The sequence below is a fragment of the Sphingomonas sp. genome, assembly GCF_003248515.1.
Taxonomy (GTDB): domain Bacteria; phylum Pseudomonadota; class Alphaproteobacteria; order Sphingomonadales; family Sphingomonadaceae; genus Sphingomonas_I.
The window spans coordinates 1-14,672 of the sequence record NZ_QFOB01000011.1; the positions used below are offsets into that span (position 1 = coordinate 1).

Consider the following 14,672-nt stretch of genomic DNA (forward strand, 5'->3'; position numbering starts at 1 on the left):
ATAAGACGCGGGATCGCCGGCGCGGAGCTGATACTCCTCCCAGCGATATTCGAGGCCACCCGCGATCGTGACCGGGCTGGCGAGGCCGACCTCCAGTTCATGCGCGATATCGAGGTTGGAGACGGACTGCGTGGAGATGAACGAGCCGTTCAGCACGTTGCGCGGCGTATAGCCCGGCGTCGTGAGCGTCGACGTGTCGTAATAGAGCGCGGCGTTGGCCGAATTCTCGACGTAGATCTTGTTCACGTCGCGGGCATAGGTGGTGCTGAGATCGACGGTGGTGGCGCCGAACGTGCCCTTGGCGCCGCCCGTTGCCGAATAATCGAGCTCGCGCAGCACTTCCTGCGGCGAGAAGCCCTGCGGGAAGGGGATGTCGCCGGTAGGTGTCGCCGTGTTGATCGTGGCGGCGGCCGACTTGCCGTAGACGACGTTCGGCAGGCGATAATTCTGGTTCGTGCGGCCCACGCGGCGCGAAATGCTGCCGAACGAGTAGAGTTCGATATTGTTGAAGCCGGTATAGCCCCAGTTGTAGAAGCCGTTGGTCAATTCCATGCGACCATCGCCGAAGATCCGGTTGACGTATGGATAATTGGCGAAATTCTTCACGCTCGGGAAGCGCGCGAGGATGGTGCGGCCGCCATTGTTGCCGGTATTGGCCGAGGTATTGAAGCCGGTATCCACGACGCGCGGATCCACGTCGCCGCGGAAACTGTAGCCGTGATATTTGAACTCACCGGTCAGCGACAGATACATGTCCTCGATCGGCGCGATGCCGATGTTTCCGGAAATGTGCCGCTGCTTGCCGTCGCCGGCATAATATTCGCCGCCGTCCAGATTGAGGACGCCGCCATGATCGTTCTTCTTGAGGATGAAGTTCACGACGCCGGCGATCGCATCCGTGCCATATTGCGCGGCGGCGCCATCCTGCAGAACCTCGACGTGATCGATCATGTCGCCGGGGATCAGGCCCAGATCGGGGGCGGCGCCGCCCGTCCAGACCGCATTGGTGACGGCAACGTTCGCGGTGCCGTGGCGGCGCTTGCCATCGATCATGACGAGCGTGTGGTTCGGGCTCACGCCGCGCAGCTTGATCGACGGGTGGAAGGCGGTGAGATCGTTGCCGAACGCCTGCACCTGGATGGACGGAATCTGCTGGGCGAGCGCCTGGTTGAGATCGGGCTGGCCGACGCGGTTGAGCGCGTCGCTGCCGAGGATCTAGATCGGGGCAGGGCTGTCCGAAGCCTTGAAGCCGGTGGTGCGCGTGCCCGTGACGATGATCGCCTCGTCGCCGGCGGCCGCGCCGGACGTGGCCTGCGACCAGGCCGGCTGTGCGGCGACCAGCATCGCCACGGCCAGCGCACCGCGCGAAATATAGGAATTTCCGTTCATCTTGTCCCCCGATAAAGCCTGTGGCCTTTTCGAAGGCACCCCCCAATCGTCGGCAGAACAGCCGATCTCTATCACACGCCAGCCCCCTGACGCGTCACAAGATACAGGTATATTTATACTTCACGATGCTATGATGCGGCTTCCGATTCTTGCAACATGCTGGAAGCGTTTCAGGATTGTTGTTGCTGATTCTCTGTTTCCTGTGTCAATTCCGCAACAAGTCTTTGGTCATGGCAATGAAGCGAACGGGGCAGTCGCCGCACATCTGCTCGATCGCCTCGCCCGCCACATAATCATGGCGCGCATAGAAGGGCACGCCGGGCAGCGTTGCCATCAGCGCCGCGCGCGTGAAGCCGGCCGCACGGGCGCGATCCTCGCAGGCGGCGAGCAATGCTGCGCCCACGCCGCGCCGGGCGGCCTCGGGTGCCACGAAAAAGGCGCGGATGCGGGCGGCATCGATCGCCGGATCGAGGAAGCCGGGCGTGCGGGCAGCGAACCGATCTCCGCCGAAGAGCGTTCGCTGCCGGCTCCAGCCGCCGCAGCCGAGCAACCGCCCCTCATCCTCGACGATGAGATAGGTGCCGTCGTCGACGAGATCCGTATCGACGCCGAAGACATGCTCGATCGCGGCTTCGGTCTCTTCCTCGCTGTAGAAGCCGCGGCTGAGGACGCGCGCGGAAGCGGCGATCATCGCTTCCAGCGTGGGAATTTCATCCCGCCGGGCGGGGCGGATCGTGAGGTGGGCGGGGGAGTGTGGAGCTGTCACCATCATCGGATGGTGGACTCGCTGACAGCCGCAGGCAATTGCCGATGGAGTATCGACCGGGGGCGCGCATATCGTCCGTGCACCGACAGCCCGACGGATCGGACAGCCCACGCCAGATCGGTTCGAACAATCACCGCGCCATATTCCCCCGGTCAGGCACTCCCCCCGAAGCACCCGGCTGCCGGATCCGGTGCGCCTTCAGGCGCGATCCGGATCAGACATCCGCGAGTAATCAATCTGAAACGCTCGCGCCCCGCAAGAGGGCAGCGGGGTTGGGGCGTGTTATTGCGGGATAACATTCTGTTGCCGGGATGCGGTGCCGTTTTCCGGCGCGAGATCAATCCCTGAAGGGGTCTCGCACCAGAATCGTGTCCTCCCGCTCGGGGCTCGTGGATACGAGCGCGACCGGGCAGCCGATCAGTTCCTCGATCCGGCGGATATATTTGATCGCCGCTGCCGGCAGATCAGCCCAGCTGCGGGCACCTGCCGTGGACTCCGACCAGCCGGGGATCGTTTCGTAGATCGGCTCTGCCAGTGCCTGATCGCGCGCATGCGGCGGCAGATAATCATAGTCGCGTCCGCCCAGCTTGTAGCCGATGCAGATCTTCAGCTCCTCGAAGCCGTCCAGCACGTCCAGCTTGGTGAGCGCGATGCCGGTGATGCCGGAAACGGCCACCGCCTGCCGCACGAGCACCGAATCGAACCAGCCACAGCGGCGCTTGCGGCCCGTGACGGTGCCGAATTCATGGCCGCGCGTGCCGAGCCGCTCGCCAATGTCGTTCGCCTGCTCGGTCGGGAAGGGGCCGCCGCCGACGCGGGTGGTGTAGGCCTTGGTGATGCCGAGCACGAAGCCCGCCGCCGACGGGCCCAGGCCCGAGCCGCCCGCCGCCGTGCCCGCGATCGTGTTTGACGAGGTGACGAACGGGTAGGTGCCGTGATCGACATCGAGCAATACGCCCTGCGCGCCTTCGAACAGGATGCGCCGGCCGCGCGCCTTGGCCTCGTCAAGCGTGCGCCAGACAGGGCGGGCATAAGGCAGCAGGAAGCCTGCCACCTCGCGCAGATCCTTCATCAGGGCTTCGCGATCCACCGGTGGCTCGCCGAAGCCGGCGCGCAGCGCATCATGATGCGCGCACAGGCGATCGAGCTGGGGATCGAGATCGTCGAGGTGGGCGAGATCGCAGACGCGGATCGCGCGGCGGCCCACCTTGTCCTCATAGGCCGGGCCGATGCCGCGCCGCGTGGTGCCGATCTTGCCGGCGCCGCTGGCATCCTCGCGCAGGCCATCCAGATCGCGGTGGAGCGGCAGGATCAGCGGGCAGGTTTCGGCGATCTGCAGCGTCTCGGGGCTGATCTTCACACCCTGCGCCTCGAGCTTGGCCACCTCATCGCGGAAATGCCAGGGATCCAGCACCACGCCGTTGCCGATCACCGAAAGCGTGCCGCGCACGATGCCGGATGGCAGCAGGCTGAGCTTGTAGGTCTGATCGCCGACGACGAGCGTGTGGCCGGCATTGTGGCCGCCCTGGAAGCGAACGACGACATCGGCACGGCTGGCGAGCCAGTCGACGATCTTGCCCTTGCCCTCATCGCCCCACTGGGCACCGATGACGGTCACATTGGCCATGAATACAGCTTTCCCCCTGCCGAGGGAGATCCGGATCGCCCTTCGACAGGACTCGGCGATCGGACGGGACAGGATCTGCGAGAAGCAGTGCGCCGCGCCAGTGCCGCGCCGGGCCGGAGGAGTCAAGGAAGGAGCGGCCTGCCCCTCGGCGGCGCGTGCATGCCGGACGAGGATGCACGCGCGCCGGGTCGGTCGTGTGGGAGAAAGCGACGGATCGGCCGGCGGAGGACGTTCAAAGGCGCATGAAGAAGAATGCTTTTCGCAAAAGCCTTTCGATCATCGTCCCGGTGCTGCTGGCGGCATCCTTGCCCCCGTCCGTGCGGGCGGAACCGCCCGTCGCCGTTTCCTATGGCGCCGATCCCTTGCAACGGCTCGATTTCTATCCGGCGCGTCAACGGGACGCGCCGCTCGTGATCTTCATTCATGGCGGTGCGTGGATGTTCGGCGACAAGAAGGATGCCACCCTCGCCAAGCCGGATTTCCTCACCCGAAACGGCTTCGCCTTCGCCTCGATCGACTATCGCCTGGCTCCCGCCGTGAGCGTGGCGGACGAGGCGCGCGATGTCGCGAAGGCGATCGCCACGTTACGGACACGGGCGAGCGCGCTGGGCTTCGATCCCGATCGGATCGCGCTGGTCGGCCATTCGGCGGGCGCGCATCTGGCCGCGCTGGTGGGAACCGATCCTGCCTATCTGGAAGAGGCCGGCGTGCCGATGGCCGCGATCAGGGCCGTCTCGCTGCTGGATGGCGCGGGATATGATGTGCCGCGCCAGATTTCGGAGGCCGGGCCACTGCTCCGGCGCCTCTATCTGCGCGCCTTCGGGCGCGATCCGGCCACCCAGAGCGCGCTCTCGCCCATGCTCCACGCGGCGCGCCCCAATGCGGGCGCCTTCCAGATCTTCCATGTCGCCGCCCGCGCCGATTCGGGCGCGCAGGCGGCTGAATTCGCAGCGGCGCTCGCGCGTGCCGGAACGCCGGCCCGCACGATCACGGTGGAGGGGCGCAACCACGGGCAGCTCAACAAGATGATCGGAACGCCGGGGGACAGAAGCTCTGCCGACCTGCTCGCATTTCTGAAGGAGCGGCTCGGCCGGTAATCGGAAGCGGGTGTGCTTGCCGAACTCCGGCCCAATGCGCGGACTCCGGATGAAAAGAACCTTCGGCGCGATCAGCCCCGGGCGACGACAGCGACGGCGACGGGGGCACCCTGCTCGAAGCTGTGATCGCAGCCGAGCGCGGAGGGATCGTCCGTTTCGTCCAGGGCCGCGATCGTGATCCAGCCTTCGCGGCGCAGCGCCATCGCCGCGACGGGATCATGGCCGAGCGGGAGGAAGATGCGCCGCGCGGGTTCCACGCCCAGCCCGATATCCACGAGCGGATCGAGATAGAGGGAAAAGCCGATCGCGGGCTCCTCCGATCCATCGTCGTGCATCAGCGCATAGCTGCCGCCGCGCCCGATCTCGCCGGTCAGGCCACCGCCAAAGAAGGAGAAGCCGATCCAGCTCTGATATTCGAAGCCATGGCGCTCGGTGGGATCCAGCGTGAGCGTGGCGCGATGGCCGATCGCGGCGGCGATCGCCTCGATCCCGGCAAGGCGGCTGTCGAGAATTTCGAGGCCGGCGCAGGCGCGCAGGCGGGCAAGCGCTGTATCGAGCGGCCCGCAGGCGGAAAGCAGGGGCAGATAGGCGTCCGCTCCCGCGGCGGCGAGGCCGCCCGCATCCTTGGCATCCAGCAGCTCGCGAACCTCCTCGGCCCGCCCGGCGGGCAGCGGCAGTGCCCCGCCTGCAAGCGTATCGACCAGATCGGGCAGGGTGAGATCGATCGTGGCATCGGTGACGCCGGCGGCGGCCAGCGCATCCAGCGCGACATTCAGGATCTCGATCGCGGCGGCGACGGTATCGCGGCCGATCAGCTCCGCGCCCACCTGCGCCAGTTCGCGTTCGGGGCGCAGCTGCGTGGCGCGCAGCTTCACCACCTGTCCACCATAAGCGAGGCGGAGCGGGCGGGGGCTGTGCGCCATCCGCGTGGCGGCGATCCGGCCCACCTGCGCTGTCATGTCCGGCCGGAGCGCCAGCATGCGCTGCGAGACGGGATCGACCATGCGCAGCAGATCCTGCGCGCGCGCGGCCTTCAGGCGCCCGACGAGGCTCTCCTCGAATTCGGCGAGCGGGGGCGAGACGCGCGCATAGCCGTGGCGGCCGATCGCCACGATCGTGCGGTGCATGAGGCGCGACGCGGCCTCCGCCTGAGGCGGGAGGCGATCGCGGAGCCCTTCGGGGAGGAGGCCGGCTGGGATGGTCATCGTGGCGCGGTCTTTAGCGTGGTTTCGCGTGGGCGCCACCGGGGATGTCGGTTGCTTCCCGCCCGATTGTTTCGAGTGAAGATCGAGCCTGCCCGGATCGCTGCCGGGAAGAATTCCCGACGGTCCCATCCCGGCAAGCTCGTATCCGCCCGAACCGGGCGGCTGGATCAGAAGCTCAGGCCGTTGACGACCTTCACGCCCGGCAGCGCCTTCACCGTGCCGAGAGCGGGTGCGATCGGCTGGTCGACCGAGAGCAAAAGCACCGCCTCGCCACCCGCGGCGCGGCGGCCGAGGTGGAAGGTGCCGATATTGACGCCCGCTTCGCCCAGCGTGGTGCCGAGGCGACCGATGAAGCCGGGGGCATCCTCGTTGACGATATAGAGCATCTCGCCGGCCAGATCGGCCTCCACCTTGACGCCGAAAATCTCGACCAGACGCGGCTCGGCATTGGCGAAGAGCGTGCCCGCCACCGAGCGATCGCCCTGCGGCGTGCCGACCGTGACGCGGACGAGCGTGTGATAATCGCCCTCGCGATCATGGCGCACCTCGCGCACGTCCAGCCCGCGCTCCTTGGCCAGGAACGGCGCATTCACCATGTTCACCGTCTGCGAATAGACGCCCATCAGGCCCGCCAGCACGGCGCCGGTGATCGGCTTCTGGTTCAGCTCGGCCGCAGCACCTTCCACCTCGATCGCGACCGACTGGATGGCATCGCCCTGGAGCTGCCCGACCAGTCGGCCGAGCCGCTCCGCCAGCGCCATATAGGGCTTCAGCTTCGGCGCTTCCTCAGCCGAGAGGCTCGGCATGTTGAGCGCGTTGGTGACGCCGCCGGTCATCAGGAAATCGGCCATCTGCTCGGCCACCTGGATCGCGACATTCACCTGCGCCTCGTTGGTCGATGCGCCCAGATGCGGGGTGGAGATGAAGTTGGGCGTGCCGAAGAGCGGGCTTTCCTTGGCCGGCTCCACCGCGAACACGTCGAGCGCGGCACCGGCGACGTGGCCGCTGTCCAGCGCGGCCTTCAGCGCGACCTCATCGATCAGGCCGCCACGCGCGCAATTGACGATGCGCACGCCTTTCTTGGTCTTGGCGAGATTTTCGGCCGAGAGGATGTTGCGCGTCTGATCCGTCAGCGGCGTGTGGAGCGTGATGAAGTCGGCACGCGCCAGCAGCTCGTCCAGCGTGGCCTTCTCGATGCCCAGATCCAGCGCGCGCTCAGGCGTGAGGAAGGGATCATAGGCGACGACCTTCATCTTGAGGCCCAGCGCGCGATCGGCGACGATCGAGCCGATATTGCCGGCGCCGATCAGGCCGAGCGTCTTGCCCGTCACTTCGACGCCCATGAAGCGGTTCTTCTCCCACTTGCCGGCCTGGGTGGACTTGTCGGCCTCCGGCAGATCGCGGGCGAGGGCGAACATCAGCGCGATGGCATGTTCGGCGGTGGTGATCGAATTGCCGAAGGGCGTGTTCATCACGACGACGCCGGCCGAGGAGGCGGCGGGAATGTCGACATTGTCGACGCCGATGCCGGCGCGGCCGACGACCTTCAGGTTCGTGGCGGCGGCGAGGACATCCTTCGTCACCTTCGTGGAAGAACGGATGGCGAGACCGTCATAGTCACCGATCATCGCGATCAGCTCCTCCTTGGTCTTGCCGGTAATCTCGTCGACCTCGACCCCGCGCTCGCGGAAGATCTTTGCGGCGAGAGGATCCATCTTATCGGAAATCAGTACCTTGGGCATGGGAGTTGCATCCTGGAATGAGGTGCCGTGCCCCGGCGAGAGCAGAGGGCCGGGGAAGCCGGTAGGGTCGCGTGTGGTTCCGGGCTCCCGCTTTTGCGGGAGCACCGGGGAGCGTCAGGCCGCGCGTGCGGTGTGGAAGGCCCAGTCGAGCCAGGGGCCGAGCGCCTCGATGTCGGCGGTCTCCACCGTGGCGCCGCACCAGATGCGGATGCCCGGAGGCGCATCGCGATAGCCGGCGACATCATAGGCCGCATCCTCGGCTTCCAGCAGCGAGGCCATCTTCTTGACGAGCGCGAGTTGCGCTTCCTCGTCCAGCCCCTCGACGGCGGAGGGCGCGAACTTGAGGCAGACGCTGGTGTTCGATCGCGTCGCGGGGTCCACCGCGAGATGATCGATCCAGTCCGTCTTGCGCACCCACGCGTCGAGCGCGGCGGCATTGGCGTCGGCACGCTCGATCAGGGCGGAAAGGCCGCCCTGGCCGAGAGCCCATTCGAGGCTCCAGATCACATCCTCGACAGCGAGCATCGAGGGCGTGTTGATCGTGTCGCCCTTGAAGATGGAGGCGTTGAACTTGCCGCCCTTCGTCATGCGGAAGATCTTGGGCAGCGGCCAGGCCGGCGTATAGCTTTCCAGCCGCGCCACAGCGCGCGGCCCCAACACCAGCACGCCATGGCCGCCTTCGCCGCCGAGAACCTTCTGCCAGGAGAAGGTGGTGACATCGAGCTTGTCCCACGGCAGGTCCGCCGCGAACACGCCGGAGGTGGCGTCGCAGATGGAGAGGCCTTCGCGATCGGCCGCGATCCAGTCGCCGTTCGGCACGCGCACGCCGGATGTGGTGCCGTTCCAGGTGAAGACCACGTCGGTCGCCCAATCGACCGCGTTCAGATCCGGAATTGCGCCATAGCCGGCCTTGACCACCTTCGCGTCGATCTTGAGCTGCTTGACGACATCGGTGACCCAACCCTCACCGAAGCTCTCCCAGGCCAGCATCGTCGCGGGGCGTGCGCCCAGCATCGACCAGAGCACCATCTCAACCGCGCCGGTGTCCGACGCGGGAACGATGCCGAGAACGTGCGTATCGGGGATGCCGAGAATCTTGCGGGTGACGTCCATCGCGTGGACGATCCGGCTCTTGCCGATCTTCGAACGATGCGAACGGCCGAGGCTGGCGGTGGCAAGGCCATCGGCATGCCAGCCGGGCGGCTTCGCGCAGGGGCCGGACGAGAAGAAGGGGCGCGCCGGCTTGAGATCCGGCTTGGCCGGGTGTGCGGCGGATGCCACAGCCGACGTGGCTGCAGCCGTAACGGTATCAGTCATGTAACTCTCCTCACAGAGAGCACGCGCCGCGTTGGGACGGCGTGGCCCGCCGCCGGAACTAAACATATCGGGGCCTGTGTCAACGCTCCTGCGATGGAATCCTGCGCAGAACGAAATTTATTGAAGTGAAACCAAGCTGAGGTGCCGATGGCAAAGGGGGGGCGCATCGTGCGCCGCCGCTCGTCGCCCCCTGGTTCCCGTTCCGCATCCGGACGATGTTCGGCTGCATGATGGCGGAGCCGGGGCGGTCGCGCCAAGGCTGTTGCGGCCCGAATTGCATTTCGCGCTCCGGCCGATGAATATCGCTGTAGTGGGCAATTCCGGATCGATGCTGGTTTCGGTGTAGGGTGGGGGAATGAAAAGGGATGAATGAACTGCGCGATCCGCGCGCGGCCGGCCGCCGGGCGATCGGCGCGACGATCGCGATCGCGGCAAGCCTCGGCCTGTTGTCGGCGGTGACGGTTGCGGGCGCGGCCGGATATGCGGGGCGTGACGTGATCGGCCTGGCGTCGCTTGTGTTTCTCGTCGCCCTGATCGTGGGCGCCGTGATCGCGATGCGCTGGATCTATCTGGTCGCGACGATCGCCTATGCGCTGTCGGGCGGCGAGACGACCCGACCGGGCTGGGCGGTCGGCTGGTATTTCGTGCCCTTCGCCAATCTGGTGAAGCCCTATTATGCGATGCGCGAAATCTATCAGGTCAGCGAAAATCCGGCGGACTGGCCCTCGGTGCCGGGCGATTATCTGCCGATGTGGTGGGGTTTCTGGATCGCAACCAATATCCTGTCCAACATCGCGCAGAGGCTGGACGGATTCGATGTCGGCGTGCCGGCCGCGCTGGTGATCGAGCTTCTGTATTTTGGCAGTGCGGCGGTGACGGCGTGGATGTTCATCCGGCTGGTGCGGGAGATTTCGGCCAATCTGGCCGAACGGATCTTCCAGCGCGACGTGGCGGAGATATTCGTCTGATTTGCGCGGCGGCAGGCTCGCGATGATCGGCAAAGCCATCTAGCAAGGGGCGATGTCGCGTACGATCCTGCCGCTTCTGATGGTGCTGCTGCTCGTCGCCGGCTGTGGCGGCAGGCCCCGGATTCGCGGCGCTTCCGCCCCGCCGGACGATGCCCGTGCCTATCGCCAGTGCATGGCCGGCTTCGCGAAGCTGGACGTGAAGATAGAGGCGCTGCCCGATCGCACATTTCCGGGCGGCTGTTCGGCGACCCATGCCGTGAAGCTTGTAGCGATCGGTATTCCGGTCACCAATCTCGGCGCGATGAAGTGCATGACGGCGCTGCCCTTCACGATGTGGGTGCGCGATACCGTATCAATTCAGGCGCAGGCGATCCTGGGCAAACCGGTGGTGAAGATCGAAAGTTTCGGGAGCTTCGCCTGCCGCCCCAAGAATGGGGTTAAGGGCGCCGATCTTTCGGAGCATGGCCGGGCGAATGCCGTGGATATATCCGCCTTCGTTTTGCAGGGTGGACGCAGGATCACCGTGCTGGGCGACTGGAATGGCCCCGATCCCAAGGCGCGTGCGTTTCTGCGGGCCGTGCATCAGGCGGCGTGCCGGCGCTTTTCGGTGGTGCTCGGGCCGGATGCGAACGCCTATCATCGCGATCATCTGCATTTTGACATGGGCAACGGCCCATATTGCCGCTAACCACGCCCGTTTTTCCGGCGGGGAATGTCCCGTCTCGTGAGGTTTGACGATGGCAAAGAACAAGCAGGACCTGCCCGAGCGCGTCTTCAGCAAGGCGAAGGACGACGCCGTGGCCGCGCAGTCGGCCGGGATCCTGCCGCAGACATCCGATCCCGCCTATCGGCTCGCTTATGCCGACAGCGAATTCCTGCTGCGCGACGATCTGCGCCCGGTGCGCTTCCAGCTGGAGCTGCTGAAGCCCGAATTGCTGCTGGAGGAGGCGGGAATCGGCTCCACCTTCGTCTTTTACGGATCGGCGCGCATTCCGGCGCCGGACAAGGCGGACGCCATCGTGGCCGCGGCGAAGACGGAGACCCAGACCCGGATCGCGACGCGCCTCAAGGCCAAGGCTCATTATTACGAGGTTGCGCGCGAACTGGCGCAGATCGCCAGCCGCGAAGGCGGCGAGGAAGACGGCAAGCGCCAGTTCGTCGTCTGCTCGGGCGGCGGCCCTTCGATCATGGAAGCCGCCAATCGCGGCGCGCGCGAGGTGGGTGCGGAAACGGTGGGGCTCAACATCGCCCTGCCGTTCGAACAGGCGCCCAACGATTATGTGACGCCGCACCTGAGCTTCAACTTCCACTATTTCGCGCTTCGGAAGATGCACTTCCTGATGCGCGCGCGCGCCGTGGCGGTGTTTCCGGGGGGCTTCGGCACGTTCGACGAATTCTTCGAGCTGCTGACGCTTATCCAGACCGGCAAGATGGCCGTCGTTCCGATCCTGCTCTACGGCAAGGAATTCTGGAACCGGGTCGTCGATTTCGACGCGCTGGTGGAAGAGGGCGTCGTGGCCCCGCAGGATCTGGACCTGATCCATTATTGCGAGACGGCCGAGGAAGGCTGGGCGCATGTGCAGGATTATTACCAGCGCTACACGGAAAAGCGCTTCCGCAAGGGGCGCGGCGAGAAGCATTGAGATGCAGGCGACATCCCGCATACAGGCCCGCGATGCGGTCTGACCCCGATGCGGCATGTCGCGCGCGCAGGATAAGCGGTTGCGGTGGCGCGGGGCGCCCCGCTATGCGCGCATATCCATGATCGCCTTTCCGCTCAAAGCCATGATCCAGCTGTTCGCGATGATCGGCCGCACCGTGATCGGCATGCTGGCGTCGGTCGGCCGGGTCGCGGCGTTCACCGGGCGCATCATCGTGCGCGGGCTGACCCCGCCTTATTACCCCGCCCGCTTCGCAGAGCAGCTTGCCCATATCGGCTGGTTCTCGCTGCCGGTCGTCGGCCTTACGGCGATCTTCACGGGCGCGGCGCTGGCCCAGCAAATCTATACGGCCGGATCGCGCTTCTCGGCGCAATCCACGGTGCCGGCGGTGGTGGTGATCGGTATCGTCCGTGAGCTGGGGCCGGTGCTGGTGGGGTTGATGGTCGCGGGGCGCGTCTCTTCCGCGATGGCGGCCGAGATCGGCACGATGCGCGTGACCGAGCAGCTCGATGCGCTGGCGACGCTGCGCACCGATGCCTATCGCTACCTGATGGCGCCGCGCCTGTTCGCAGCGGTGGTGGCGCTGCCGCTGATGGTGGTGGTGGCCAATGCGATCGGCATTTTCGGCGGCTGGTTGCTGGCCGTCCAGAAGCTGGGTTTCAATTCCGCCAATTATCTGAACGTCACGCGTCGCTTCGTGGATGCGGACGATTTCCGCATGGCGCTGGTGAAAGCGGCGGTGTTCGGCTTCTTCATCGCGCTGATGGGATGCTATCAGGGGTATCGCGCGGGTGGCGGCGCGGCCGGCGTGGGCAATGCGACGCGCACGGCGGTGGTTTCCGCCTTCATGCTGATCCTCGCTTCCAATTTCCTCATCACCGCGATGGTGTTCGGCTGATGGCGGAGGCCAAGATCGTCATCGACGGGCTTTCCAAGTCGTTCGCCGGCCGGGCCGTGCTGGATGGCATGAGCCTGGAGGTGGAGAAAGGCGAGAGCCTCGCCATCATCGGCCAGTCGGGCAGCGGCAAGTCGGTCACGCTGAAATGCATCCTCGGGCTGTTGCAGCCGGACAGGGGATCGATCCTGATCGACGGCGAAGAGGTGGTGGGCGCCAGCGGCGTCCGGCTCGAACGGATCCGCGCCAAGTTTGGCATGCTCTTCCAGGGATCGGCCCTGTTCGATTCCATGCCGATCTGGCGCAACGTGACCTTCGCGCTGACCCACGGCCAGCGGATCGAAAGCGCGCGGATGCGCAAGATCGCCGAGGAAAATCTGGAGCGGGTGGGGCTCGATGCCCGCATCCTGGACATGCGCCCCAGCGAGCTTTCCGGTGGCATGCAGAAGCGCGTCGCCCTGGCACGCGCCATCGCCCCGCGCCCCGAGATCATCTTCTTCGACGAGCCGACCACCGGCCTCGACCCCATCCGCGCCGATGTCATCAACGATCTGATCGTCAGCCTGGTCGACGATCTGGGCGTGACGGCGCTGACGATCACGCATGACATGGCCTCCGCCCGCAAGATCGCGCACCGTGTGGCCATGCTCTATCGCGGCAAGATCATCTGGTGCGGGCCGCGCGATCGCCTGTACGACAGCGGCAACCCCTATGTGGATCAGTTCGTTCAGGGGCGTGCCGAAGGCCCCATCACCTGAGATCGGGATCACCTGAGATCGGGCCGGCCGGACGTCATCGAACCTCGAAAAGGAGCTTCAGCCATGATCGGACGCGACGTCCCCGATATCGTCTTCAAGACCAGGGTCCGCGACGAGACGGTGGAAGGCCCCAATCCCTTTCGCTGGCAGGATGTGAAGACCGGCGACATCTTCGCGGGCAAGCGGATCGTGGTCTTCTCGCTGCCCGGCGCCTTCACTCCTACCTGCTCCAACGAGCAATGCCCGGCCTATGAGCGCCTTTTCCCCGATTTTCAGGCGCATGGCGTGTCGGATGTCTATTGCATTTCCGTCAATGACGCGTTCGTCATGTATCAGTGGGGGCGGCATCTCGGCGTGAACAGGATCAGGCTGCTGCCCGATGGCTCCGCCGATTTCACGCGGCGCATGGGCATGCTGATCCGCAAGGATCATCTGGGCTTCGGCGAACGATCCTGGCGCTACGCGATGGTGGTGGACGATGGTCGCATCGTCGCCTGGTTCGAGGAGCCGGGGATCAACGATCAGGGGCTGGACGACGATCCCTATGGCGAAAGCGCGCCTGAGAAGGTGCTGGCGTGGCTGGAAGCGCACCCTGCCTGAATGCGCCGCCGGGCGGAATGATCCGCCCGTGGCGATGCCCTGTAAATGTGAAACAAGGTGTCGCACCAAAGAGCGGGCTTTTCTGACACGGGCCGATCCGGTTAGGACCGGATCATGGCAGGAGGCGGAATGCGGCGTTCGGGAATGATGATGGCGGGGGTCGCGCTGGCGGCGAGTGTCGGCGGCCCCGTGCTTGCGGCGCCCGAGCGGCCCGTTCCCTACTGGGCCTCTATCGCTGCCGGGCAGGCGATGATGCGATCGGGGCCGGACCGCAGCTATCCGGGTATCTGGCTGTACAAAAGGCGCGATCTGCCGGTGCGCGTGGTGCAGGTGCACGGCGCATGGCGGCGCGTGCAGGATATGGACGGGGCGACCGGCTGGATGCTGGCGATCCTGCTTTCGGCGCGACGCACGGCGATCATATCCGCCTCGGAGGGCTATCGCCCGATCCGCGCCGAGGCGAGCGACGGCGCACGGCTCCTGTGGCAGGCACAGGCCGGCGTGGTCGGCCGTATCTCCAAATGCGACGGAAGCTGGTGCCGGATCGAGATCGGCGAAAAGGCCGGCTGGATCGAGCAGGCCCATATGTGGGGCACCGATCCGGCTGAGCGGGTGGAATAAGCGCCGGCCGCCTGCGCCGGAGGCTG

At 66.0% G+C, this 14,672-nt stretch carries 15 protein-coding genes; 8 read left to right on the forward strand and 7 right to left on the reverse strand.

Features of this window, described 5'->3' with window-relative positions; translation table 11 throughout:
• The 4 genes from DI605_RS16375 to DI605_RS16390 form a co-directional block, all read right to left on the reverse strand.
• Positions 1-1,215 (reverse strand): TonB-dependent receptor plug domain-containing protein (locus DI605_RS16375; protein WP_293976238.1); only part of this gene is annotated, 1,215 nt, incomplete at its 3' end.
• Positions 1,216-1,389: a hypothetical protein gene (locus DI605_RS16380; protein WP_293976043.1), complete on the reverse strand. Its 174-nt coding sequence runs from the start codon at positions 1,387-1,389 to the stop codon at positions 1,216-1,218.
• Between the two features lie 205 nt (positions 1,390-1,594).
• Positions 1,595-2,161: a GNAT family N-acetyltransferase gene (locus tag DI605_RS16385; protein WP_293976045.1), complete on the reverse strand. Its 567-nt coding sequence runs from the start codon at positions 2,159-2,161 to the stop codon at positions 1,595-1,597.
• A 331-nt stretch (positions 2,162-2,492) separates the two neighbouring features.
• A complete protein-coding gene (locus DI605_RS16390) occupies positions 2,493-3,782 on the reverse strand; it encodes an adenylosuccinate synthase (RefSeq protein WP_293976047.1) in 1,290 nt (429 codons plus the stop codon).
• A gap of 242 nt (positions 3,783-4,024) precedes the next feature.
• Between DI605_RS16390 and DI605_RS16395 the strand changes: the two genes are divergently transcribed.
• On the forward strand, positions 4,025-4,879 hold the full coding sequence (locus tag DI605_RS16395; RefSeq protein WP_293976048.1) for an alpha/beta hydrolase: 855 nt from the start codon (positions 4,025-4,027) through the stop codon (positions 4,877-4,879).
• Between the two features lie 71 nt (positions 4,880-4,950).
• On the opposite strand, the gene DI605_RS16400 is transcribed toward DI605_RS16395, so the two are convergent.
• From DI605_RS16400 to DI605_RS16410, 3 genes are all read right to left on the reverse strand, one after another.
• Positions 4,951-6,084, reverse strand: a complete 1,134-nt coding sequence (locus tag DI605_RS16400) for an ATP phosphoribosyltransferase regulatory subunit (RefSeq protein ID WP_293976050.1) — start codon at positions 6,082-6,084, stop codon at positions 4,951-4,953.
• A 167-nt stretch (positions 6,085-6,251) separates the two neighbouring features.
• Positions 6,252-7,826, reverse strand: coding sequence for a phosphoglycerate dehydrogenase (gene serA, locus DI605_RS16405; protein WP_293976052.1), 1,575 nt, complete (start codon positions 7,824-7,826; stop codon positions 6,252-6,254).
• A gap of 114 nt (positions 7,827-7,940) precedes the next feature.
• Positions 7,941-9,143, reverse strand: a complete 1,203-nt coding sequence (locus DI605_RS16410) for a phosphoserine transaminase (RefSeq protein WP_293976054.1) — start codon at positions 9,141-9,143, stop codon at positions 7,941-7,943.
• A gap of 365 nt (positions 9,144-9,508) precedes the next feature.
• Between DI605_RS16410 and DI605_RS16415 the strand changes: the two genes are divergently transcribed.
• The 7 genes from DI605_RS16415 (at position 9,509) to DI605_RS16445 (ending at position 14,646) form a co-directional block, all read left to right on the forward strand.
• Entirely contained in the window at positions 9,509-10,111 is a 603-nt protein-coding gene (locus DI605_RS16415) for a DUF4328 domain-containing protein (protein ID WP_293976056.1), read from the forward strand.
• A gap of 52 nt (positions 10,112-10,163) precedes the next feature.
• Positions 10,164-10,799, forward strand: a complete 636-nt coding sequence (locus tag DI605_RS16420; protein WP_293976058.1) for an extensin family protein — start codon at positions 10,164-10,166, stop codon at positions 10,797-10,799.
• 49 nt (positions 10,800-10,848) lie between these two features.
• The gene (locus DI605_RS16425; protein ID WP_293976060.1) at positions 10,849-11,754 is read left to right on the forward strand and encodes a TIGR00730 family Rossman fold protein; all 906 of its coding nucleotides are present in this window, start codon (positions 10,849-10,851) and stop codon (positions 11,752-11,754) included.
• Positions 11,755-11,872: 118 nt separating this feature from the next.
• Complete coding sequence (locus tag DI605_RS16430; protein ID WP_293976062.1) at positions 11,873-12,670, forward strand: ABC transporter permease; 798 nt, start codon at positions 11,873-11,875, stop codon at positions 12,668-12,670.
• Positions 12,670-13,425: an ABC transporter ATP-binding protein gene (locus tag DI605_RS16435; RefSeq protein ID WP_293976064.1), complete on the forward strand. Its 756-nt coding sequence runs from the start codon at positions 12,670-12,672 to the stop codon at positions 13,423-13,425. Before DI605_RS16430 ends, DI605_RS16435 begins: the two co-directional genes overlap by 1 nt.
• A 63-nt stretch (positions 13,426-13,488) precedes the next feature.
• Positions 13,489-14,025 carry a peroxiredoxin gene (locus DI605_RS16440; protein ID WP_293976066.1) on the forward strand — a complete coding sequence of 179 codons (537 nt, stop codon included), beginning with the start codon at positions 13,489-13,491 and terminating at the stop codon, positions 14,023-14,025.
• A 129-nt stretch (positions 14,026-14,154) separates the two neighbouring features.
• Positions 14,155-14,646 (forward strand): SH3 domain-containing protein, encoded by a 492-nt coding sequence (locus DI605_RS16445; protein ID WP_293976068.1) that lies wholly within the window; start codon positions 14,155-14,157, stop codon positions 14,644-14,646.
• Positions 14,647-14,672 lie beyond the last annotated feature (26 nt).